We start from the raw sequence: 20,361 nt of genomic DNA on the forward strand, positions 1-20,361 counted from the left end.
CGCTCAGCCCGCCACGAGGGCGTCGTAGGCCGCGGCGTCGAGCAGGTCGCCGGGCTCGGTGAAGCGGACCACGAACAGCCAGCCCTCGCCGAACGGGTCGCTGTTGACCAGGCTCGGGTCGGCGTCGACGGCCTCGTTGACCGCGACCACCTCGCCGGTGACCGGCGCGTAGAGGTCGCTGACGGACTTGGTGGACTCCAGCTCGCCGCACGCCTCGCCGGCGGTGACGGTGTCGCCGGGGGTGGGCAGGTCGACGTACACGACGTCGCCGAGGGCGTCGGCGGCGAAGGCGGTGACGCCGACCCGGGCGGTGTCGCCGTCGACGGCCAGCCACTCGTGCTCGGCGGTGTACTTCAGCTCGGTGGGGTTGCTCATCTCGGGGGCTCCTCAGCGGGTGCGGGTGTAGAAGGGCAGGGCGACGACCTCGGCGTCCACGGCGGTGCCGCGCAGGGACACGGCCAGCCGGGTGCCGGGCTCGGCCAGGTCGGGACGGACGGCGGCGAGGGCGATGGGCCCGCCGAGCGTGGGGGAGGGCGCACCGCTGGTGACGGTGCCGACCTGCTCGCCGCTCGCCGGGTCGAGCACCGGGTAGCCCGCGCGCGGGGCGCGGCGGCCGGTGGCGACCAGGCCCACGAGCAGGTGTCGTGGCCCGGACTCGCGGCGCTCGCGCAGCGCGGCGTCGCCGACGAACCCGGCGGGCTTGTCGAGGTCCACGACCCGGCCCAGCCGTGCCTCGTCGGGCGTGCTCGCGCGGCTCAGCTCCTGCCCGTAGAGCGGCATCCCGGCCTCGAGGCGGAGCGTGTCGCGGCAGGCGAGGCCGGCGGGGACCATGCCCTGCGGCTCGCCGGCCGTCCACAGGGCCAGCCACACCGCGGCGGCGTCGGCCGGGCGGCAGTAGACCTCGAAGCCGTCCTCACCGGTGTAGCCGGTGCGGGCGAGCAGGACGTCCACGCCGGCGAGCGCGCCGGCGGTGATGGCGTAGTACTTCAGCGACGGCACGTCGAGCTCGGTCAGCCCCGCCACGATGCCGGGGGCGAGCGGCCCCTGGACCGCCAGCAACGCCCAGTCCGCCGACGTGTCGCGGACCTCGGCGTCGTACCCGTGGGCGCGGGTGGCGATCTCCGGCGCGACGACGGCGACGTTGCTGGCGTTGGCGACGACGAGGTAGTGCTCCTCGGCGAGGCGATAGACGACGAGGTCGTCGACGATGCCGCCGTCCTCGGCGCAGATCATCGTGTAGCGCGCCCGGCCCACGCCGATCGCGGAGGGCCGGCCGGTGAGCGCGTGGTCGAGCGCGGCCCCGGCCCCCGGGCCGGTCACCTCGATCTCGCCCATGTGGGTGAGGTCGAAGAGACCGGCGGCCGTGCGGACCGCGTGGTGCTCGGCCAGCTCGGAGCCGTAGCGCACCGGCATCCGCCAGCCGGCGAAGTCGGTGAAGGAAGCGCCGAGGGCGCGGTGGACGTCGTCCAGCGGGGTGGGTCGGGACAGGGTCGTCGAGGTCGTCGATGTCATGCGGGAGGCTCCTAGAGGTGACCACGGCAGCAGCCGGGGTCGAGGTCGGATGGCCTCCCCGCTCTGTCATCGGTACCTGAGAGCTTCGCCGCCGAGGGGCGGCTTGCACCGTGGGTGCGGGACGTCGGGCGTCCCGTCTTTCCAGAGTTCGCCTCGTCCCAGCGGTCAGGGTGCCTGAGAGATTCGTGGGGAGATTTGCTCCTTCGGCGCCCGGCTCGGTGGCCGGGTCTCTCCCGCTGGGTGTCGACAGCGCGATCTGCAGTTGTGGCGCCGAGCCTAGGCAGCGCCGACCGGTCGGTCAACGCCGGTCGCCGGCCGAGCGTGTCGGCCGCGTACGATCCACCGGTGCCCCACCCCGAGCCCGAGCCGACTCCCGAGCCGACCACGGAGCCGCTCACCCGCATCGATCCCGACGAGCTGGCGATCGCGATCAAGGTGCTGCGCCAGATCCCGGAGCTCCACCCCGACCACGACGACGTGCGCACGATGAAGCGCGCGGCGTCGTACATGTACAAGCTGATCAAGAAGACGCGACGTGCCGAGATCCGCCAGGAGCGGCAGCGCCACGACCAGGAGATCATCGAGAAGACGGCGACCGGCTCGCGGATGCGGATCGACGACGAGACCGCAGGCATCCCGCTGGTCTCGACGGCGCAGGGCGCCTTCGCCGGCGAGCTGATCACCGCGCGCGGGTGCTACATCTGCAAGGAGGACTTCACCCTCGTCGACGCGTTCTACCACTGGCTGTGCCCGCGCTGCGCCGCGATGAGCCACGCCAAGCGGGACCAGCGCACCGACCTGACCGGCAAGCGCGCGCTGCTGACCGGCGGCCGCGCCAAGATCGGGATGTACATCGCGCTGCGCCTGCTCCGCGACGGCGCGCACACCACGATCACCACCCGCTTCCCGAAGGACGCGGTGCGCCGGTTCGCCGCGATGGAGGACTCCGCCGACTGGCTGCACCGGCTCAAGGTGGTCGGCATCGACCTGCGCGACCCCACCCAGGTGATCGCGCTGACCGACGACGTCGCCGCCGACGGCCCGCTCGACATCATCATCAACAACGCCTGCCAGACCGTGCGCCGCCTCCCGGGGGCCTACTCCCACCTCACCGAGGGCGAGCTCGCCCCGCTGCCGGAGCACGTCGAGCTGCCCGAGATGGTCACCTTCGACCGGATCTCCGAGGCGCACCCGGCGGCCATCGCGGGCGCGCTGGAGGCGCACGCCGTGGCCCACCACGACGGCGAGTCGGCGGAGTCGGCGATCGCGGCCCACAACGCGGCCACCATGACCGCGCTCGCGCTCAAGGCCGGCGGTGCCTCGCTGGAGGCCCACCTCGCCGGCACGGCCGTCGACGCCGGCGGCCTGATCCCGGACATCCAGGACAACAACTCCTGGACCCAGGTGCTCGACGAGGTGGACCCGCTGGAGCTGCTGGAGGTGCAGTTCTGCAACTCGATCGCGCCCTTCCTCATCAACTCACGCCTGCGCCCGGCGCTGCGTGCCGCCGTGCAGAACGGCGCCCGCCGTGCGTACGTCGTCAACGTCTCGGCGATGGAGGGCCAGTTCTCCCGCCGCTACAAGGGCGCCGGACACCCGCACACCAACATGGCCAAGGCCGCGCTCAACATGATGACCCGCACCTCGTCGGGGGAGATGTTCGAGACCGACAAGATCCTGATGACGGCCGTCGACACCGGCTGGATCACCGACGAGCGCCCGCACCACGAGAAGCTGCGGATCGCCGCCGAGGGCTGGCACGCGCCGCTGGACCTGGTCGACGGCGCGGCCCGGGTCTGCGACCCGATCGTGCGCGGCGAGGCCGGCGAGGACGTCTACGGCTGCTTCCTCAAGGACTACCAGCCCTCGCCGTGGTGACCCGCGCGTAGGGTGCTCGCCATGAGCCGCGACATGGTCGATGCGTACGTCGAGCGCCTGCTCGAGCAGTTCACCGGCAACGAGGACCTGAGCAAGGACGACCAGGGCGGCTACCCGTTCCGCTTCGGCAGGAGCGGCTACACGGTGCGCGTGGTCGGCACCGACGAGCGCCCGGCCGTGCGGGTCTGGTCGGTCGCGCTGCACGACGTCGAGCAGACCCCGGAGCTGCTCGGCATGCTCAACGAGATCAACCAGCGGCTGCTCCACGCACGGGTCTACTGGGCGGAGAGCTCCGTGGTGTTCGAGGACGCCGTCGCCGGGCTCGCGCTCAACAAGGGCACCCTGGAGTCCTCGCTGACCGACGTCGCGGAGGCGAGCAGCTTCTTCGGGCCTCAGCTGAAGGAGAAGTTCGGCGGCTCGCTCACCTTCGAGGACGAGCCGGCACCGGAGCAGGCCGCCGACCCGACCGCCGAGCCGGCGGCCGGCGACGGGCTCTACCTCTAGCCCTGGAGCGCGCGACGGATCGTCGCCGCGACCAGCGTCCGGGTCTCGGCCGGGTCGACCACGTCGTCGATCTCGAAGACCCGGGCGGCGTTGAGCGCCTTGGCGTGCTCGCGCAGTGCGGCGGTGTGCTCGACGACTGCCGCCTCCCGCTCGGCCTCCGGCATCGCGGCCAGCTCGTGCGCCATCGCCAGTCGCACCGCGCCCTCCAGGCCCATCGGCCCCAGGTGCGCGTCCGGCCACGCCAGCGTCAGCAGGGGGCGGCGCGTGCTGCCGCCGAGCATCGCCTGCGCGCCGAGGCCGTAGCCCCGGCGCAGCACCACGCCCACCAGGGGCACGGTGAGCCGTGCCCCCGCGGTCACCATCCGCGAGGCCTCGCGCACCAGCCCGGTCCGCTCGGCCTCCGGGCCGACCATGAAGCCGGGGGTGTCCACGAGCGAGACGACCGGCAGGCCCCAGCGCTCGCACAGGCCGAGGAAGTCCGCGGCCTTGGTGGAGGCGTCGGCCGTCAGCGCCCCCGCGAGGTCCGTCGACTGGTTGGCCACGACGCCGACCGCGACCCCGTCGATCCGGGCCAGCGCGGTGACCAGCTCGGGCGCCCAGCCCTCCCGCAGCCACTGCACCGAGTCGGTGTCCGCGAGCGCCTCGACCACCGGCCGGACGTCGAACGCCTCGCGCTCGTTCTCCGGCAGCAGGCCCCGCAGCGCCTCCGGGTCCTCGGCGTCGCCCGCCCCGAGGTCGGGCCGGGCCAGCAGGCCGAGCAGGCGTCGTACGACCTCGACGGCGGCCTCCTCGTCCTCGACGACCACGTCGAGCACGCCGTTGGCGGCCTGGTCGGAGACCGGACCGACCTCCTCGGCCGCGAACTGCCCGAGCCCACCGCCGGCGATCATGGCCGGCCCGGCCATGCCGAGGTTGGCGTCCGGGGTCGCGATCCGCAGGTCCGCGCAGCCGGCGATGACGGCGTTGCCGGCGAAGCACCTGCCCGAGACGACGGCGATCCGCGGCGCGGTCAGCTCACCCCACAGGGCGAAGGACCCGACGTCGAGCGCGGACACCAGCGGGAGGTCGACGTCGCCGGGCCGCCCGCCGCCCCCCTCGGTGAAGAAGACCGCGGGCAGGCTCACCCGCGCGGCCAGCTCGATCAGCCGGTCCGACTTGCGGTGCCCGCGCATGCCCTGGGTGCCGGCCATCACCAGGTAGTCGTAGGACAGCACCGCGCAGGCGAGGCCGTCGACCGTCGCGGTGCCGCCGATGATGCCGTCCGCGGGCGCCTCGACCACCAGCTCGGCCAGCGGCCGGCGCTGCTCCTGGGCGGCGGTGACGAAGCGTCCGTACTCCACGAAGGAGCCCGCGTCGACGAGGTCGGCGATGTTCTCCCGCGCCGTACGACGGCCCTTGGCGTGCCACCGGGCGACCTTCTCGGGCCGGGCGGCGTCGGTGGTCAGGAAGCGCCGCGCGAGCACCTCGGTGAGTCCCTGGGCAGGTGCGTCCTCGGTCACCGCGCCATCATGACGCACCCCTCGTGGTCGGCTCAGTCGCGACCCGCGGAGGCCGGCTCCCCGGTGAGCACCCGCAGCGCCAGCGCGGTGGTGGCGTCGAAGTTCAGGTGCCCGACCACCCGCTCCACGCGCTCGATGTCGAGGGGCAGCAGACCTGGCGTGCCGGGCACGTCCGGGGTGAGCCCGAGGTCGAGGTCGGTGCGCCCTGACATCAGGCGCAGGTTGAACTCGTAGCGCTCGCGCGCCTCCGGCACCCGCAGCTTGGCCAGCGTGGACGCGCCGATCCGCCGGTTGCCGGTCTCCTCGCTCCACGAGTCGAGCGCCGCGACCAGGGTGGCGCCGTCGTCGTGCTCGATGTCGGCCCACACGGCCTGCATCGAGCCCATGTGGGCGAGCAGCACGGCCGCGGTCTTCTCGCCGATGCCGCGGACCCCGGGCAGGTTGTCGCTGGCGTCGCCCCGCACGGCGGCGAAGTCGAGGTAGCGATCGGCCGGCACGCCGTACATCAGCAGGAGGCGGCGGGGCGTCAGCAGTGGCGAGCCGTTGATGCCGCCGTCGATGAGCCGCAGCACCTGGGTGTGCTCGCTGATGTGGGCGAAGGAGTCGCGGTCGGAGGTGATGATCACGCAGTCCCAGCCGTTCTCACCGGCCCAGGTGGCCGCGGAGGCGTTGACGTCGTCGGCCTCCAGCCCCGGGGGCGTCAGCGTGGCCATCCCGAGGGCGTCGAGCAGCGCGCCCGCGCGGTCGAGCTGGTCGACGAGGTCGGGGTCCTTCTCGGCCCGCCCGGCCTTGTAGTCGGGGTACATGTCGCGGCGGTACGACGTGGTCCGGTCGTCGAGCCCGAAGATCACCGCGTCCGGGGCGAACACGTCGATCGACTCGATGATCTGGCGCAGCATCCCGTGCAGCGCCCACGCCGGCCGCCCGCCGCGGTCGCGGTGCCGGGTGTGCGCCCGCGCGTGGTGGTTGCGGTGCAGCAACGACGGCGCGTCGACGGCCAGCAGCAGCTTGCGTGGACGCTCGGGGACGGGGTTCATGGCCCGTCGATGGTAGGACTCCTAGATCTGATGACCTGGGCGACCCTTCTAGGAGATCAAGGGACGTGCCTCCGGGTCCGTGACCGCCTCCAAGTACGCGGCCTCGCGCCGAAGCTCGAGAATCTTCTGCTCGGCTGCGCTGTCGGGAGCGGGCACCTGGCTGAGAATCAGGCGCTCGACCAGGGTGGTGAGCGGCTCGCCGATTGCTCGCCGAAAGTTGAATCCGACCAGCTGCATGATCGTTAGTGTTTCGGCTGTTACCAAGCTCTTGATCGCCTTCACGGCCTCAGCCCCCTCACGGTCGTCGGCGAAGCCCGAAAGCTGTTCCACCAGGGGCAGCAGCTGCGTCGTGATGTAGGTGATGTCGTTGTCCGAGATCCGCTGCGCGACGAGCTCTTGCTCGTATCCCTGAGCGATGCCGATGAGCTCGTTCTTGTCGCTGATCAGGTCGTTGACGAGTTCGATGAGTTCGTTCATCGCAGCCTGATCCAACTTGCGGGCTCGAATCGCGTTGACCTTGCTGCCGATCGCACTAGCAGCGTTCCGGGCGATCGCCTCAGCTAGGCGAGTTCCGAGGGCTGCCATTTCGGGTGTGATCATGTGCGTTCTCCTTCAGCCTGTGCCGTTGTGCTCAGGCTGCCATGCACCCCCGACACAATGCCGGGGCGTCGATGAGGGCTGACTCAGCCGAACGCGCGCCGGTAGTGGTCGCTCATCGCGGGGTAGTAGTCGTCCCACACCAGGGCGGCGGGATCGGCGCCGGTCTCGGCCGCGACCATCCGGTCGAGGTAGTACTCCCAGCCGGGTCCGACGTTCTCCGCGATCGTCGGGTCGGGCAGGTCCTGGGCGAAGGTCAGCGTGGTGACACCGTCCTCCTCGCCGAGGTCGACCCGCAGTCGCCAGTGGTCCTCGGTGCCGTCGTCCCGGGGCATCGTGGTGGTGATCCGCAGCCGGTACGGCGGGACGCACTCGTCGATCCGGAAGGTCTCCCCGGACACCTCGTCGCCCTCGTAGGCCATCTGGAAGAGCACCTCTCCGGACGTCGGGTCTCCGGTCCAGGTGCCGATCCACCGGGCCAGCCGGTCGGACTCGGTGACGGCGGCCCACACGTCGGCGACCGGGGCGCGGAAGGTGCGCACCAGTTCGACGTAGGTGGTGCCGTCGCGGTCGACGCGGCGTCCGGTGGGCGTGCTCATGCGGTCTCCTCGTGCTGGGTGCTGCGGGTCGGGGTGCCCCGGCGCTCGCGGGTCGTGCGGCGGACCTCCAGGTCCAGCCCGTCGAGCGCGGTCTCGGGGATGGGCGGACGGGCCGGGGAGGACCGGTCGAGCAAGCCGTCGAGACAGTGGCTCACCGGGGCCAGGCCGTCGCGGAGCAGCCGGTAGTGCCGCTCCCGGCCGTGGTCCTCGGCGCCGACCAGGCCGGCCTCGGTGAGCAGGCGCAGGTGCTTGCTCACCGCGGGACGGCTGACCGGCTGCTCGGCGGCGAGGTCGACGACGCGCGCCGGGCCGGCCGCCAACCGGCGGAGCAGGCCCCGGCGGACCGGGTCGGCGAGCGCCTCGAACGCGTCCATGCGCTATTGGTAACACATCAGTTACCAATAGCGCCAGGGCTCAGCCCGGCTGGTTGAAGGGGGAGTCCTTGCGGGAGACCAGGTCGAAGAGCTCCTCGCGGGACAGCGCGGCGAGCGGCTCCAGCAGCTCCAAGCCGTAGCCGCTGACCTCCTCGGCCTCGACGGCCGGCACGACCGAGTGGACCACCCGGTCGTCGTACAGGTGCAGCATCGTGAAGGCCTGGTGCGCGTCGACGCCGGAGAGCAGACGGCGGTTCGGCGCCGGCTCCAGGGTGTAGCAGGTGGCCGACGCCACCGAGACCGGTACGCCGGCGAAGGTGCTCCACGAGGTGAAGTGGAAGTGCCCGCCGAGGATCCCGCGCACGTCGGTGCCCTCGACGACCTCGGCCAGGCGGGGTTGGTCGTGCAGCTCGATCAGCTCACCCAGGCGCAGCATCGGCACCGGGATCGGCGGGTGGTGCATCGCCAGCAGCGTGCCGTGCGGCGCGGGCTCGGCGAGCACGTCCGCGAGCCAGGCAAGCTGGTCGTCGCTGAACGCGCCGTGGTGCCAGCCCGGCATGGTCGAGTCGAGGGCGACGATCCGCAGGCCCGCGACGTCGTGGACCCGGTCCTGCGGATCGTCGCTCGTGGCGCCGTAGAGCGTCTCGGCGTACGTCGCGCGCTCGTCGTGGTTGCCCATCACCCAGACCACCTCGGCGCCGATCGCGGCGGCGGCCGGCTCGACCACCTCGCGCAGGCGCCGGTACGCCGCGGGCTCGGCCTTGTCCGCAAGGTCGCCGGTGAAGACCAGGGCCTGCGGCGGGGTGGGCAGCCGGCCGAGCCGGGCCAGCGCGGCCTCCAGGTGCGCGACGGTGTCGACGACGCCGTGCTGCAGCGTGTCGGCGAGCAGGTGCGGGTCGCTGAGGTGCGCGACCACGTGCGTCGGGTCGGGGTACTGGCCGAGGGGCTCCACGACCACGAGGGTAGGTGCAGACTGGTCCGGTGCTCGCCGCGCTCGCCCTGACCCTCGCCCTCGCGTTCACGCCGGCGGTCACCCCGCCGCCCCCGGGCGGCGACGTGGACTACCAGCTCGGTGGCGCGGTGACGCCCACCCGGGGCGTCGACGTCGTGGTCCGCGACCGGACCGCGCGGCCGGCGGCCGGTCGCTACAACGTCTGCTACGTCAACGCCTTCCAGACCCAGCCGGACGCCGCCCCCTTCTGGCGCCGGCACTGGTCGTTGGTCCTGAAGCGGGGCGGCCGGCCGGTCGCCGACGAGGCGTGGGGCGAGTGGCTGCTGGACATCCGCACCTCGCCGAAGCGCGCCGCGCTGGCCCGGATCGTCGGGCCGTGGATCGACGGCTGCGCCCGGTCCGGCTACGACGCGGTCGAGCTCGACAACCTCGACTCGTGGTCGCGCAGCTCCGGCCTGGTCACCCGAGCGCAGGCCAAGGCCTTCGCGCGCACGCTCGTGCGGCGGGCCCACCTGCGCGGTCTCGCCGTGGGCCAGAAGAACTGGTCCGAGCTCGACGGCACCACGCTGGGCTTCGACTTCGCGGTGGCCGAGGAGTGCGGACGCTACGACGAGTGCGGGGACTACGTGGCGTTGTACGGGAGGCGGGTGCTGGTGATCGAGTACCGCCGCGCCGACTTCCGCCGCGCCTGCGCGCGCTGGGGTCCGCGGCTCGGGATCGTGCTCCGGGACCGGGCGCTCTCGCCGCACGGCGTACGGGCATGGTGCTGAGCCCGGACGAGGACTAGCGTCGGGCGCATGAGCGACATCGACGTGGACGTCCCGCCCAGCGGCACCGGCTGCGCGGAGTGCTCGGCGGCCGGCGGCTGGTGGGTGCACCTGCGGCGCTGCGCCGCGTGCGGGCACGTCGGCTGCTGCGACTCCTCGCCCGAGCAGCACGCGACCGCGCACTTCCACGCGACCGGGCACCGGGTCGTGCAGTCCTTCGAGCCGGGGGAGGACTGGTTCTGGGACTACGGCTCCGAGGCGCCGTACGACGGCCCGGAGCTCGCGGCGCCGACCGCGCACCCCGACGACCAGCCCGCGCCGGGGCCGCGCGGCGCCGTACCGCTCAACTGGCGCGAGCTGATCCACTGAGCGGTCGGCTCAGGCCAGGGTGACCTCCACCGGGACCGCGCTGCGCAGGGTGTGGCCGACCGGCGAGGAGGACAGCACCTTGGCGTGCAGCGCCTCGAGGTCCGCGCGCGGTGCGGGGGAGTCGATGGTGACGGTGGCCTCGATCGCGCTGAAGCCGGCGTGGCCCTCGGCGAGCCCGAGGAAGACGTGCAGGTCGACGTCGCCCTCGAGGTCGATGCGCACGTCGTCGAGGGCGATCCCCGCGACGGTGGCGTTGGCGGCGTACCCGACGGCGAGGCAGTTGCCCAGCGCGCCGAGCAGCTGCTCGACCGGGTTGGCCGCGGTGTCGCCGCCGCCGAGGCCCGCGGGCTCGTCGGACGGGGTCGGCGCGAAGGAGCGCACCCGCGACTCCGAGGCGAAGCCCCCCTGCCAGGTCACGTGCGCGGCCCAGGTGGTCTGCGCCTTCGCGGGGTCCTCGGTGATCGCCTGGACGAGGCCGCCGACGGCCTCGATGTCGACGTCGTTGAGCCGGCTGCTGGCGGTGGTGGTCATCTGCTGCTCCTCGGTCAGGGATAGTGCAGCAAATCTATCGATCTAGTCTGATCGGGAAACGGGTCGTCGCCAGGTCGTCGCGTCGTGCGCGGCGCGGCCTTGCACGGGTGCACCATGGCGCCATGGCGACGAGCAACGAGGAAGCCCACCGGATCGCGCGCGAGCAGGGCGTCAGCGGCCCGCTCTACCGGGTCGTCAAGCTGGTCGCGACCCTCGTCATCCGGCTGCTCTGCGGCTTCACCGCGACCGGCCGTGAGCACGTCCCGGCGACTGGCCCGGTCGTGATCGTCCCCAACCACAAGAGCTTCTGGGATCCGTTCTTCGTGGCCATCGTGCTGCGCCGGCCGGTGCACTTCATGGGCAAGGCCGAGCACTTCGAGGGCCCGCTGGCGAAGGTCTTCCTGCGCCTGGGCGCCTTCCCGGTACGACGCGGCGCGTCCGACGCCGAGGCGATGGAGACCGCCCGGGCGATCCTGCGCCGCGGCGACGCGCTCGCGCTCTTCCCCGAGGGCACCCGGGTCCGCGAGGAGGGGCTCGGCACGCCCAAGCGCGGCGCGGCCCGGCTCGCCATCGAGGCCGGTGCGCCGCTCGTCCCGGCGACCATCACCGGCACGGAGAAGCGGCGCTGGCCGCTGCCGCGCCGGGTCCGGATCGTCTTCGGCACGCCGGTCTCGGTCGAGGGGCTGGCGGCCACGCCGGAGGACGCCGCGACGGCGATCGGCGCGGCCTGGCCGCAGGTCAGCGAGGAGTACACCCGGTGGCAGAACCGCCCCGGCGTCGTCGCGGCGGGCCTCGCGGCGCTCGGCCTCGGCGCCTGGCTCGGCTGGCGGCGGCGCCAGCGCTAGGGCCCGACCGGCCCGACCGGCCCGACCGCGTCCGTCCACGGCCCGCACAGCGTGGCGCTGCAGGCCCGCAGCCGGAGCTGGTGGTCGAGCGGGAGGTCCCCGACCAGCGCGGCGGTGGCGTCCGCGGCGTACGTCGTGCCGGGGCGCGGGGGCACGGTCGCCTCGTCCCACCACTCCACCTCGTAGTGGTCGAGCGGGAAGCCGCCGTCGTTCTCCGGCGGCGCCCAGGTCAGCCGGTAGGCGCTCGACTCCTCGTCCCGGGCCAGGCTCAGCTCGCGCGGCACGGTCGGCGCCCCGGTCGGCGTCGCGGGCTCACTGGTGACCGCCGGGCCCGGGCCGATCGCGGCGAACGCCGAGCGGGCGCGGACCCGGAAGAGGTACGCCGTGCCGTTGACGAGCCCGTCGACCACGACCGGACCCTCGCTCACGGTGCTGTCGGTGCTCCAGGTCGCGCCGCCGTCGCCGGACACCTCGACGTCGTACGACGCGGCGGCGGGGATCCCGGCCGTCACGACGGCCGCCGGCGCGGTCCACGACAGCGTCACCGTCGCGTCGCCCGGCGTCGCGAGCAGGCCGCCGACCGCGCCGGGCACGGCGTAGACGCGATAGGGCCCGATGCCCGACGGCGGCCCGTACCCCGCGGCGTTGTGCGCCCGGATCCGCATCCAGTAGCGGGCACCCGGCGGCAGTCCGGGGAAGAGCAGCGGCTTCGCGCGCGGGGCCGCGACCGTGCTGGTGCGAGCGGTCGCCCAGGTGGCGCCGTCGGTGGAGATCTCCACCCGGTAGAAGTCGATGGCGGCCCCGTTGGCCGCCGCGGCGGGCCAGTAGGCGCCGAGCGCCCGGTCGTGGTTGTCGGCCTCGAAGAAGCGCACCGCGCCCGGCACCGTGCGCGGCACCGCGCTCACCTGTGCGCTCGGGCGACCGGTGCCGCGGGCGTTGCGCGCCTGCACCCGGTAGTAGAACCGGCGACCGTTGACAAGGCCGGTCTCGGTCCAGGAGCGGGCGCCCGCGCCGGCGTACCGGACGGTGGTCCAGGGGGCCGTGGTGCTGTTGCGCCGCTGGACGGCGTACCCGGTGATCCGGCTGCCGCCCGTCGAGGACGGCGGCCGCCAGGTCACCTTCACGGCCCGGTCGAGCGGCGCCGCCGCGACGGCACGGGGCGCGGACGGCCGGGTCGCCGCCTCCGCCGGGCGCGCGTGGACCAGCGCCGTCAGCAGCAGGGCGAGCGCAAGGACGCGGGGGAGCAGCCTCATCGTCAGCGAACCTAGTCGTGGCGGCGGCGTCCTGTGGCCGGTCCCAGGCATCTTTTACGAGGGAATGGCCTAGGCTCTCGAACATGCGTTCTAGGACGTCCGGGGACGAGTGCCTTCCCCTGGAGCTGCCGGACCCGGCGCCGGCCGTGCGCCCGGCCCGCCGCGAGCGCCCCGGCCCCGACCGCTTCCGCCACCGGCTCGCCGGCGACCGGCTCGCCTCCCGCGACCTGCCCGCCGGCACCGAGGTCACCGTCCGCGAGGGCGGCCGCCGCCCCGTCCGCGGCGACCTGGTCCTGGCGCGTGCAGGGGAGCAGGCCGTCGTCGGCGTCTACGACGTCCGGTTCGGCCGCCCCGTGCTGCGCTGGGACCGCGGCGGGATGTGGCTCGGCCCCACCTGGGACGTGGTCGGGGTCGTCACCACGGCCGAGCCGCCGCTGCCGGGCGGCTAGAGCCGCTCCCGACCGTGCGCGCCGTGCCAGCTCTCCAGCTCCGGCCCGCGCGGGACGATCCCGGTCGGGTTGATGTCCTCGTGCACGACGTAGTAGTGCCGCTTGACCTGCTCGAAGTCGACGGTGTCGCCGAAGCCGGGGGTCTGGAACAGGTCCCGCGCATATCCCCACAGGGCCGGCATCTCGGTCAGCTTGTTGCGGTTGCACTTGAAGTGCCCGTGGTAGACCGCGTCGAAGCGCACCAGCGTGGTGAACAGCCGGACGTCGGCCTCGGTGATCGCCTCACCCATCAGGTAGCGGCGGTCGGTCAGCCGCTCCTCGAGCCGGTCGAGCGCGCTCCACAGGCGGTCGTACGCCGCGTCGTAGGCCTCCTGGGAGCCGGCGAAGCCGCAGCGGTAGACGCCGTTGTTGACCTCGGTGAAGACCCACTGCATCACCTCCTCCATCTCCGCGCGCACCGCGTCGGGCCACAGGTCGGGCGCGCCCGGGCGGTGGTGGTCGCGCCACTCGAAGAAGAGGTCGTGGGTGATCCACGGGAAGTCGTTGGTCACCACCGCCCGGGTCGGCACGTCGACGACCGCCGGCACGGTGATGCCGCGCGGGTAGTCGGGGTAGCGCGCCAGGTAGGCCTCCTGCAGCCGCTCGTAGCCGAGCACCGGGTCCCGCCCGTCCGGGTCGAGGTCGAAGGTCCAGCTGCGCTCGTCGTGCGTCGGCCCGGCGAGGCCCAGCGAGATCGCGTCCTCGAGACCGAGCAGGCCGCGCACGATGATCGAGCGGTGCGCCCACGGGCACGCCCGCGCCGCGACCAGGCGGTAGCGGCCCGGCTGGACCGGCCAGGTCGGCACCGCGAGCTCGTGGCCGCCGTACCCGTCCTGGGTGCGGCCGGGCTCCCGGGTGATCCGGTCCGGGATGTAGGTCATGTCCCGGTCGAAGGCCTTGCCCTCCTCGGTGTACGCCGGCATCAGCGCCCGCTCACACCGGCAGCGACTCGCGCGCGGCCCCGGCGGCGTGGCTCGCCTTCTTCGCCGCCTTGCGCCCGGCCCGCTTGGCGCCGTTGAAGAAGCCCTGCAGGCCCAGCGTCGCGCCCGCGCCGACCAGCCACACGTCCTTGGCGATCGGCACGCCGTCCTGGGTCGGCCGCACGCTGCCCGGCTGCCGCAGCCCGGGGACCTTGGCGTAGAGCCCCAACAGCCCGACACCGAAGCCGGTCAGCGCCGCACCCGCGAGCGCGGAGGGCACCTTCGGCGTCAGCAGCGCACCGCCGAGGGCGATCTCGCCGATCGCCAGCGCCTTGGTGAACTGGCCCGGCTGCACCTTCTGGACCTGCGGGTACGCCGCCGAGGCGAACCCGTGCAGCTGCTGGGCCGTCGCCGCGTCGGCGCCCAGCTTGGTGAGCCCGGAGTTGAGGATGAAGGCGCCCGTGGCGGCGCGCAGGGGAGCGTGCGTCAGGTTCATGTCCCCACCCTAGGTCGGCACCCCCGACGCGCCGAGCGCGAGCCGGTCGCCCTGGCGCCGGGCCCCTCTGGAATGCTGGCCCTTCCCCTTGCAGACCCATGACCGCCGACCCGAAGGGTGAGGAGCAGCAGTGAGCGAGATCGCCGGGGAGCTGGCGCGCGTCAAGGGCGCCTTCGACCAGCCGACCCTCACGCTGCTGCACCAGCGCCAGGCACCGGTCGTGATCACGATCTTCCGGGCGGCGTTCGGGCGCAACAACAAGCCGATCCCGACCGCGCGGCTGCACACCCAGGTCGAGGAGCACCTCGAGGTGATGCGCGCGGCCGGCGAGCCGGACGTGCCGGCCGGCAGCGGCAAGGACATCTGCCAGCGCTGGATGCGCGGGCAGTGGTTGGTGCGGGCGCTCGACGAGCAGGGCAACGAGGTCTACACGCTGACCTCGCACGCCCAGCAGGCGCTGGAGCTGGTGAAGAACCTCGCTCGCGACCGGGCCACCCTCAGCGAGCACCGGATCGCCACCATCCTGGGCACCGTACGACGCTTCAACGCCGAGGCGAACCCCGACCGGGGCGCCCGGGTCACCCTGCTCAACGAGGAGATCGCCCGGCTCAAGGCCGAGCGGGACCGGCTCGTCGACGGCGCCGAGCTGGTGAGCGCGACCGAGGACTACATGTCGGAGGGCTTCACCGAGCTGCTCTCGCTGATCTCCGCGCTGCCGAGCGACTTCGCACGGGTGGAGGAGCGCTTCGCGACCATCCGCAGCGAGATCCTGGCCGCCTTCCGCGCCGAGGACCGCCCGGCGGGCGAGGTGATCGACGACTACCTCGCGCGCGCCGATGCGCTGATGACCGCGACCCACGAGGGCCGTGCGTTCGAGGGGGCGTTCGCGCTGCTGCGCGACGACGCCCTGGTCACCCAGCTGCGCGAGGACCTCGGCGCGCTGCTCGACCACCCGCTGTCCGACGGCATCCTCGCCGACGCCGAGCGCGCCGAGCTGCGCGGCACGGTCCGCCTCGTGCGCGACGGCCTCGACCGGGTGCTGGCCCAGCGCAGCCGGGTGACGGCGACGCTGAAGGAGTACATCGTCTCCCACGACGCCGCCCGCGACCGCGAGCTGGAGCAGACCCTGCGCCAGGTCGAGTCCGAGCTGATGACCTGGATGGCCGCCACCGGCCCGCGGGCCACCCACGACGTGGGCCTGCTGCCGCGCCGGGTCGGCGTCGACCACCTGCGCGAGCGCTTCCACGACCCCGCCGACGACGTGCTGCCCGACCGGATCAGCGCCGCCGACCCGGCCGACGCGCCGCAGGTCTCGCTGTCGGAGCTGATGGCCCAGGGCGGTCCCCAGCTCGGCAGCCTGCGCCAGCGGCTCGAGGACGCGCTGGCCGACCTGCTGCCGGCGGGCTCGCTCGGCGAGCTCTTCGAGGGCCTGGAGCCCTCGCTGCGCCGGCCGGTGGAGATCTTCGGCCTGCTGCACCTGGCGGCGGACCGCGCCTGGGAGACCGAGCAGGCGACGGAGTCCTACGCCGCCGTACGCCCGGACGGGTCGCGGCGCACCTTCGCCGTCCCGCGGACCCCGCTGCCCGACCCCGACCTGGAGGAGACCAGCGCATGACCGTCGACGACCTCGACCTGATGGACGACGAGACCTCGGTCTCGCTGTTCGAGGGCGACGAGGGCGGCCTGGAGTACGCCCAGCGGCACGCGCTCGTCACCCTGCTCAAGCAGCGCTTCATCAGCGCCCGCACGCACCCGCGCGACTGGCAGGTGCTCGTCGAGCACGAGCGGGTGCTGCGCTCCCGGCTCAACGACCTCTTCCTCGACCTCGCCGTCGACCCCGCTCGTGAGGTCGCCTGGAAGCGGCAGGCCGTGTCGGAGACCGCGAGCCGGTTCCCGACCCTGCTGCACGACACGGCGTGGACCCGCGAGGAGACCCTCGTCCTGGTCCACCTGCGCGACCGGCTCCGCGCCGGCCTGGCCGGCGGCGACGCCCGGGTGTTCGTCGACCGCGACGACGTCCTCGACTACGTCGCCAGCTATCGCCCCCCGCACGCCACCGACGAGGCCGGCGACGAGAAGCGGGCCCGCAACGCGGTGACCAGCGTCGTCAAGGCCGGGCTGCTCATCGCCACCGGCTCCGAGGACCGCTTCGAGGTGAGCGAGGCGGTCGAGCCGCTGCTCCCGCTGGAGCTGCTGCAGGAGCTGCTGGAGGCGCTGCAGAAGGCCAACCGTGCCGAGCCCGAGGAGCCGGCCGAGGAGAGCGACCTGTTCGAGGAGGACGCCGAGTGAGCATCGACGAGGCCGAGCAGGTCGACGAGACCGGGCTCTTCGAGAAGCAGGTGGTCGCCACCCCGGGCGACGACACCGTCCAGTGGCGGGCGTCGCTGCTGCAGCTCGTCAACTGGGGCGGCTTCGGTGGCCTCACCACCGTCCCGCTGGGCGGCGACGCGACGATGATCTCGGGTGCCTCCGGCGTCGGCAAGAGCACCATCCTCGACGCCTACACCGCGTTGATGATGCCGTCCGACACCAAGTTCAACGGCGCCTCCAACGACGCCGTCGCGGGCCGGGCGCGGAGTGCCGGCCAGCGCAACCTGCTGTCCTACCTGCGCGGTGCCGTCGACGTGGTCGACGACCCGAGGACCGGCCGGCCGGTCGAGCAGCTGCTGCGCGGCAAGGGTGCCGACACCTGGGGCGCGGTGGCGATGACCTTCGTCAACGACCAGGGCGGCCGCTTCACCGCGCTGCGCACCTACTACGTCCCGCGCCGCGCGGCCCGCTCCGGCGACGTGCAGATGCAGCTCGCGACCCACGAGGGCGCCCTGGCCCTGGACGCGCTCGAGGTCGCCGTGCCCGAGCGCTTCCACGCGACCACGCTGAAGAAGCTCTTCCCGGGCGTGCGGGTGCACCGCACGTACGCCGAGTTCGCCGCCGTGCTGCACGCCCGGCTCGGCATCGGCGCCAACGGCGACGGGGCCAAGGCGCTGCGCCTGCTCGCCCGGATCCAGGCCGGCAACCAGGTGCGCAGCGTCGACGAGCTCTACAAGGACATGGTGCTGGAGCGCCCGGCGACGTACGCCGCCGCGGACCGGGCCATCGAGCACTTCGACGACCTCGACGCGGCGTACGCCGCCATGCGCACCGAGGAGCAGAAGCTCGTGCTGCTGGAGCCGATCGCCGAGCTCCACGAGCGCAAGGTGGCCGCGGCCCAGCGGCTGGCCGAGCTGGACTCCTACGGCGTCACCCAGGCGGGCGACACCCCGCTGCGGCTGTGGTTGCTGCGCACCCACCTGCGGCTGATCGAGGCCGCGCTCGTCGCCAACCGGGACGAGCGGACGACGACCGTCGACCAGCTCAGCGCGACCCGCTCCGCCGAGACGACGCTCGCCGGCGACCTGGAGGCCGCCAAGGAGGCGCACCGGGCCGCGGGCGGCGGTGACCTCCAGGCCCTCGCCGCGCAGGTCGAGCACGAGCAGGTGATCCGTGAGGAGCGCGGCAACCGGCTGGCCGAGCTGGAGGAGCGGGTCTACCCGCTCGTCGGTCTCACCGACGCCGACGCCCCGGACCTGGAGTCCGCGCTGGACTCGCCGGCGGCCTTCGCCGACCTCCAGCTGCTGGCCCGCAAGCGGCTGGCGAGCGGCGAGGCCGAGCAGGAGCGGCTGCGCGCCGAGCGCGACCGGGTCCGCGACGGCCTGGTCCCGCTGAAGACCGAGCAGGCCGCGCTGCGCCGCGAGCGGGCCTCCCTGGAGAGCCGCGCCGGCCGCGTCCCCGCGCACCTGCACGAGCTCCGGGCCGAGGTGGCCCGGGCGAGCGGGCTCGGTGAGGACGAGCTGCCGTTCGTGGCCGAGCTGGTCGACGTCGCGCCCGAGGAGTCGCGCTGGCGGACGGCGATCGAGACCGTCCTGGGCGGCACGGCCCGGATGATGCTGGTCCCGCTCGACCGGCTGCAGGACTTCTCCGCGGCCATCGACGGGATGCGGCTGCGCTCGCGGCTGACGTTCCAGGGCGTCGAGCTCGACCTGCCCGGCACCGGCCCGGCCGACCCGGAGCGGATCGCGGGCAAGCTGCTCTTCAAGGACTCGCCCTTCTCCGGCTGGGTCCAGGAGCACGTCGAGGAGCCCTCCCGCAACGCCCTGTGCGTGGGCTCCGCCGACGAGCTCGACGGCCCCGGCTTCCGGGTCACCGAGTCCGGGCAGACGCGCAACGGCCGCCGCGGCGCCCACGGGCGCAGCGACCAGCGCAACATCATCGGCTTCTCCAACGAGGAGGCGATCGCCGAGATCGACGCCCAGCTCGCCGACATCGAGCGGCGGATGGAGGGCGTCGACGCCCGGATCGCCGACCTCGACCGGCAGTCCGGGCTGCTCGCCCAGCAGCGCAAGGCCTACGACGCCATCGCGATGGTGCGCTTCGACGACGTCGACGTGGCGGGCAGCGACCGGCGGATCGAGGAGCTCCAGGCCCGGCGCACCGACATCCTGTCCTCCGACGACCAGCTCCAGGTGCTGCAGGAGCAGATCGACGCCTTCGTCACCGGTCTCGACGAGGCACGCGAGGAACGCTTCCGGCTGGAGCAGCGGCGCAAGGAGCTCAACGCCGCGCACGGCGAGCTGGTCGACTCCGAGGACCTCGTCAAGGACCGGCTGGAGGCGATGGAGGACGGTGCCGTCGCGCTGAGCGAGGAGCAGGACGCCGCGCTGGTGGCCGACTTCGCCGCCGCGGCCGCACCCGCCGACCCCGACGACCTGCACCGCTTCACCGAGAACTCCCACCGCCTCGGCGAGCGGCTGCGCACCGCCGTGGCCGACGCCGACACCGAGATCAAGCGGGTCGACGACGAGCTGGCGCTGGTGTTCCGGCACTACAAGTTCCAGTGGGACTCGCCCAACCTCGGTGCCACCGCGGAGTCGTACGCCGACTACGCCCGGATCCTCGACGAGATCCGCGGCAAGGGCCTCGCCGACCGCCGGGCCGAGTGGCGCCGCCGGCTCACCGAGTGGAGCGGGCAGGACCTGGTGCCGCTGGTCGGCGCGATGGCTGCCTCCATCGAGGAGATCGAGGACCGGCTGGAGCCGATCAACGCGATCCTGCGCCGGCTGGAGTTCGGCGCGTCCGGCGACCGGCTGCGGATCCGGTTGCGCCGGTTGCAGCCCGCGCACGTGCAGGTCTTCCTCAAGGACCTCCGTGCGCTCTCGTCCGGCACGAGCGGCGAGCTCGCCGAGGAGGAGCTGGAGAAGCGCTTCACCGACCTGAGCCGGTTCATGCGCCAGCTCCGCAAGTCCGCGCCGGGGGCCGACGGCACGACCGGGCCGACCGATCGTGACCGCCTGCTCGACGTACGACGCCACGTGGAGATCAGCGCGGAGCGCTACGACTTCCTCACCGGCGAGGTCGCGGCGACCTACCGCACGCTGGGGGAGAAGTCCGGTGGCGAGAGCCAGGAGCTGGTGGCCTTCATCGTCGGGTCGGCGCTGCGCTTCCGGCTCGGCGACGAGATGCGCTCGCGGCCGCGCTTCGCGCCGGTCTTCCTCGACGAGGGCTTCGTCAAGGCCGACTCGGAGTTCGCCGGCCGCGCCGTGCAGGCGTGGAAGGGGCTCGGCTTCCAGCTGATCATCGGCGTCCCGCTCGACAAGGTGACCGGCTTGGAGCCGCACATGGACGAGCTGCTGGCGATCACCAAGAACGCCCAGACCCACCAGTCCTGGATCACCCCCATCTCCGACGCTGTCGCGGGCTGAGC

21 protein-coding genes and 2 riboswitches are annotated in these 20,361 nt (G+C 73.4%); of the genes, 9 read left to right on the plus strand and 12 right to left on the minus strand.

Annotated elements, in window-relative coordinates; all coding sequences use genetic code 11:
* Positions 1-3: 3 nt before the first annotated feature.
* Together gcvH and gcvT are read right to left on the minus strand one after the other, a co-directional pair.
* Positions 4-375, minus strand: coding sequence for a glycine cleavage system protein GcvH (gcvH, locus tag MRBLML1_RS11695; protein WP_364515944.1), 372 nt, complete (start codon positions 373-375; stop codon positions 4-6).
* A 12-nt stretch (positions 376-387) separates the two neighbouring features.
* A complete protein-coding gene (gene gcvT / locus MRBLML1_RS11700) occupies positions 388-1,512 on the minus strand; it encodes a glycine cleavage system aminomethyltransferase GcvT (RefSeq protein ID WP_364515946.1) in 1,125 nt (374 codons plus the stop codon).
* 53 nt (positions 1,513-1,565) lie between these two features.
* Positions 1,566-1,664: riboswitch (glycine riboswitch) on the minus strand.
* A riboswitch (glycine riboswitch) is annotated at positions 1,665-1,758 on the minus strand.
* Between the two features lie 99 nt (positions 1,759-1,857).
* Here gcvT and MRBLML1_RS11705 point away from each other — a divergent pair.
* Both MRBLML1_RS11705 and MRBLML1_RS11710 read left to right on the plus strand, forming a co-directional pair.
* Positions 1,858-3,390, plus strand: coding sequence for an SDR family NAD(P)-dependent oxidoreductase (locus MRBLML1_RS11705; protein WP_364515948.1), 1,533 nt, complete (start codon positions 1,858-1,860; stop codon positions 3,388-3,390).
* Between the two features lie 21 nt (positions 3,391-3,411).
* Complete coding sequence (locus tag MRBLML1_RS11710; RefSeq protein WP_364515950.1) at positions 3,412-3,894, plus strand: T3SS (YopN, CesT) and YbjN peptide-binding chaperone 1; 483 nt, start codon at positions 3,412-3,414, stop codon at positions 3,892-3,894.
* On the opposite strand, the gene MRBLML1_RS11715 is transcribed toward MRBLML1_RS11710, so the two are convergent.
* From MRBLML1_RS11715 to MRBLML1_RS11740, 6 genes are all read right to left on the minus strand, one after another.
* Positions 3,891-5,393, minus strand: a complete 1,503-nt coding sequence (locus MRBLML1_RS11715) for an acyl-CoA carboxylase subunit beta (protein WP_364515952.1) — start codon at positions 5,391-5,393, stop codon at positions 3,891-3,893. The genes MRBLML1_RS11710 and MRBLML1_RS11715 overlap by 4 nt on opposite strands.
* A gap of 32 nt (positions 5,394-5,425) precedes the next feature.
* Positions 5,426-6,430: a 5'-3' exonuclease gene (locus tag MRBLML1_RS11720; protein WP_364515954.1), complete on the minus strand. Its 1,005-nt coding sequence runs from the start codon at positions 6,428-6,430 to the stop codon at positions 5,426-5,428.
* A gap of 48 nt (positions 6,431-6,478) precedes the next feature.
* A complete protein-coding gene (locus tag MRBLML1_RS11725) occupies positions 6,479-7,030 on the minus strand; it encodes a hypothetical protein (RefSeq protein ID WP_364515956.1) in 552 nt (183 codons plus the stop codon).
* An 83-nt stretch (positions 7,031-7,113) separates the two neighbouring features.
* On the minus strand, positions 7,114-7,626 hold the full coding sequence (locus MRBLML1_RS11730) for an SRPBCC family protein (protein ID WP_364515958.1): 513 nt from the start codon (positions 7,624-7,626) through the stop codon (positions 7,114-7,116).
* Positions 7,623-8,000, minus strand: coding sequence for an ArsR/SmtB family transcription factor (locus tag MRBLML1_RS11735; RefSeq protein WP_364515960.1), 378 nt, complete (start codon positions 7,998-8,000; stop codon positions 7,623-7,625). Before MRBLML1_RS11735 ends, MRBLML1_RS11730 begins: the two co-directional genes overlap by 4 nt.
* Before the next feature lie 40 nt (positions 8,001-8,040).
* Positions 8,041-8,952: a metallophosphoesterase gene (locus MRBLML1_RS11740; protein WP_364515962.1), complete on the minus strand. Its 912-nt coding sequence runs from the start codon at positions 8,950-8,952 to the stop codon at positions 8,041-8,043.
* 14 nt (positions 8,953-8,966) lie between these two features.
* On the opposite strand from MRBLML1_RS11740, the gene MRBLML1_RS11745 reads away from it, so the two are divergent.
* Positions 8,967-9,722, plus strand: a complete 756-nt coding sequence (locus tag MRBLML1_RS11745) for an endo alpha-1,4 polygalactosaminidase (RefSeq protein WP_364515965.1) — start codon at positions 8,967-8,969, stop codon at positions 9,720-9,722.
* A gap of 27 nt (positions 9,723-9,749) precedes the next feature.
* Positions 9,750-10,088 carry a UBP-type zinc finger domain-containing protein gene (locus tag MRBLML1_RS11750; protein ID WP_364515967.1) on the plus strand — a complete coding sequence of 113 codons (339 nt, stop codon included), beginning with the start codon at positions 9,750-9,752 and terminating at the stop codon, positions 10,086-10,088.
* Between the two features lie 9 nt (positions 10,089-10,097).
* Here MRBLML1_RS11750 and MRBLML1_RS11755 read toward each other — a convergent pair whose 3' ends face one another.
* The gene (locus MRBLML1_RS11755) at positions 10,098-10,619 is read right to left on the minus strand and encodes an OsmC family protein (RefSeq protein WP_364515969.1); all 522 of its coding nucleotides are present in this window, start codon (positions 10,617-10,619) and stop codon (positions 10,098-10,100) included.
* A gap of 122 nt (positions 10,620-10,741) precedes the next feature.
* On the opposite strand from MRBLML1_RS11755, the gene MRBLML1_RS11760 reads away from it, so the two are divergent.
* Positions 10,742-11,464, plus strand: a complete 723-nt coding sequence (locus MRBLML1_RS11760) for a lysophospholipid acyltransferase family protein (RefSeq protein WP_364515971.1) — start codon at positions 10,742-10,744, stop codon at positions 11,462-11,464.
* Here MRBLML1_RS11760 and MRBLML1_RS11765 read toward each other — a convergent pair.
* Positions 11,461-12,717, minus strand: coding sequence for a fibronectin type III domain-containing protein (locus MRBLML1_RS11765; RefSeq protein ID WP_364515973.1), 1,257 nt, complete (start codon positions 12,715-12,717; stop codon positions 11,461-11,463). The genes MRBLML1_RS11760 and MRBLML1_RS11765 overlap by 4 nt on opposite strands.
* Positions 12,718-12,800: 83 nt before the next feature.
* On the opposite strand from MRBLML1_RS11765, the gene MRBLML1_RS11770 reads away from it, so the two are divergent.
* Complete coding sequence (locus MRBLML1_RS11770; protein WP_364515975.1) at positions 12,801-13,166, plus strand: hypothetical protein; 366 nt, start codon at positions 12,801-12,803, stop codon at positions 13,164-13,166.
* Here the strand turns inward: MRBLML1_RS11770 and MRBLML1_RS11775 are convergent.
* Positions 13,163-14,128, minus strand: a complete 966-nt coding sequence (locus tag MRBLML1_RS11775) for a glutathione S-transferase family protein (protein ID WP_364515977.1) — start codon at positions 14,126-14,128, stop codon at positions 13,163-13,165. The genes MRBLML1_RS11770 and MRBLML1_RS11775 overlap by 4 nt on opposite strands.
* Before the next feature lie 10 nt (positions 14,129-14,138).
* Positions 14,139-14,621 carry a hypothetical protein gene (locus MRBLML1_RS11780; RefSeq protein ID WP_364515979.1) on the minus strand — a complete coding sequence of 161 codons (483 nt, stop codon included), beginning with the start codon at positions 14,619-14,621 and terminating at the stop codon, positions 14,139-14,141.
* Positions 14,622-14,751: 130 nt separating this feature from the next.
* Between MRBLML1_RS11780 and MRBLML1_RS11785 the strand changes: the two genes are divergently transcribed.
* Genes MRBLML1_RS11785 through MRBLML1_RS11795 form a run of 3 tightly spaced genes read left to right on the plus strand, consistent with a single transcriptional unit; the run spans position 14,752 to position 20,359 of the window.
* Positions 14,752-16,236, plus strand: coding sequence for a DUF3375 domain-containing protein (locus tag MRBLML1_RS11785; protein ID WP_364515981.1), 1,485 nt, complete (start codon positions 14,752-14,754; stop codon positions 16,234-16,236).
* On the plus strand, positions 16,233-16,910 hold the full coding sequence (locus MRBLML1_RS11790; protein ID WP_364515983.1) for a DUF4194 domain-containing protein: 678 nt from the start codon (positions 16,233-16,235) through the stop codon (positions 16,908-16,910). The genes MRBLML1_RS11785 and MRBLML1_RS11790 overlap by 4 nt, the downstream gene beginning before the upstream one ends.
* Positions 16,907-20,359: an ATP-binding protein gene (locus MRBLML1_RS11795; RefSeq protein WP_364515985.1), complete on the plus strand. Its 3,453-nt coding sequence runs from the start codon at positions 16,907-16,909 to the stop codon at positions 20,357-20,359. The genes MRBLML1_RS11790 and MRBLML1_RS11795 overlap by 4 nt, the downstream gene beginning before the upstream one ends.
* The last annotated feature ends 2 nt before the right edge of the window (positions 20,360-20,361 follow it).

The sequence above is a fragment of the Nocardioides sp. LML1-1-1.1 genome (assembly GCF_040676175.1).
GTDB lineage: Bacteria > Actinomycetota > Actinomycetes > Propionibacteriales > Nocardioidaceae > Nocardioides.

Coding starts and splice junctions, on each gene's coding strand:
- MRBLML1_RS11730 (WP_364515958.1), bottom strand. CDS start 7,626: ATGAGCACGCCCACCGGACGCCGCGTCGACCGCGACGGCACCACCTAC.
- MRBLML1_RS11790 (WP_364515983.1), top strand. CDS start 16,233: ATGACCGTCGACGACCTCGACCTGATGGACGACGAGACCTCGGTCTCG.
- MRBLML1_RS11755 (WP_364515969.1), bottom strand. CDS start 10,619: ATGACCACCACCGCCAGCAGCCGGCTCAACGACGTCGACATCGAGGCC.
- gcvH (WP_364515944.1), bottom strand. CDS start 375: ATGAGCAACCCCACCGAGCTGAAGTACACCGCCGAGCACGAGTGGCTG.
- MRBLML1_RS11775 (WP_364515977.1), bottom strand. CDS start 14,128: ATGCCGGCGTACACCGAGGAGGGCAAGGCCTTCGACCGGGACATGACC.
- gcvT (WP_364515946.1), bottom strand. CDS start 1,512: ATGACATCGACGACCTCGACGACCCTGTCCCGACCCACCCCGCTGGAC.
- MRBLML1_RS11770 (WP_364515975.1), top strand. CDS start 12,801: ATGCGTTCTAGGACGTCCGGGGACGAGTGCCTTCCCCTGGAGCTGCCG.
- MRBLML1_RS11725 (WP_364515956.1), bottom strand. CDS start 7,030: ATGATCACACCCGAAATGGCAGCCCTCGGAACTCGCCTAGCTGAGGCG.
- MRBLML1_RS11780 (WP_364515979.1), bottom strand. CDS start 14,621: ATGAACCTGACGCACGCTCCCCTGCGCGCCGCCACGGGCGCCTTCATC.
- MRBLML1_RS11720 (WP_364515954.1), bottom strand. CDS start 6,430: ATGAACCCCGTCCCCGAGCGTCCACGCAAGCTGCTGCTGGCCGTCGAC.
- MRBLML1_RS11710 (WP_364515950.1), top strand. CDS start 3,412: ATGAGCCGCGACATGGTCGATGCGTACGTCGAGCGCCTGCTCGAGCAG.
- MRBLML1_RS11765 (WP_364515973.1), bottom strand. CDS start 12,717: ATGAGGCTGCTCCCCCGCGTCCTTGCGCTCGCCCTGCTGCTGACGGCG.
- MRBLML1_RS11760 (WP_364515971.1), top strand. CDS start 10,742: ATGGCGACGAGCAACGAGGAAGCCCACCGGATCGCGCGCGAGCAGGGC.
- MRBLML1_RS11750 (WP_364515967.1), top strand. CDS start 9,750: ATGAGCGACATCGACGTGGACGTCCCGCCCAGCGGCACCGGCTGCGCG.
- MRBLML1_RS11735 (WP_364515960.1), bottom strand. CDS start 8,000: ATGGACGCGTTCGAGGCGCTCGCCGACCCGGTCCGCCGGGGCCTGCTC.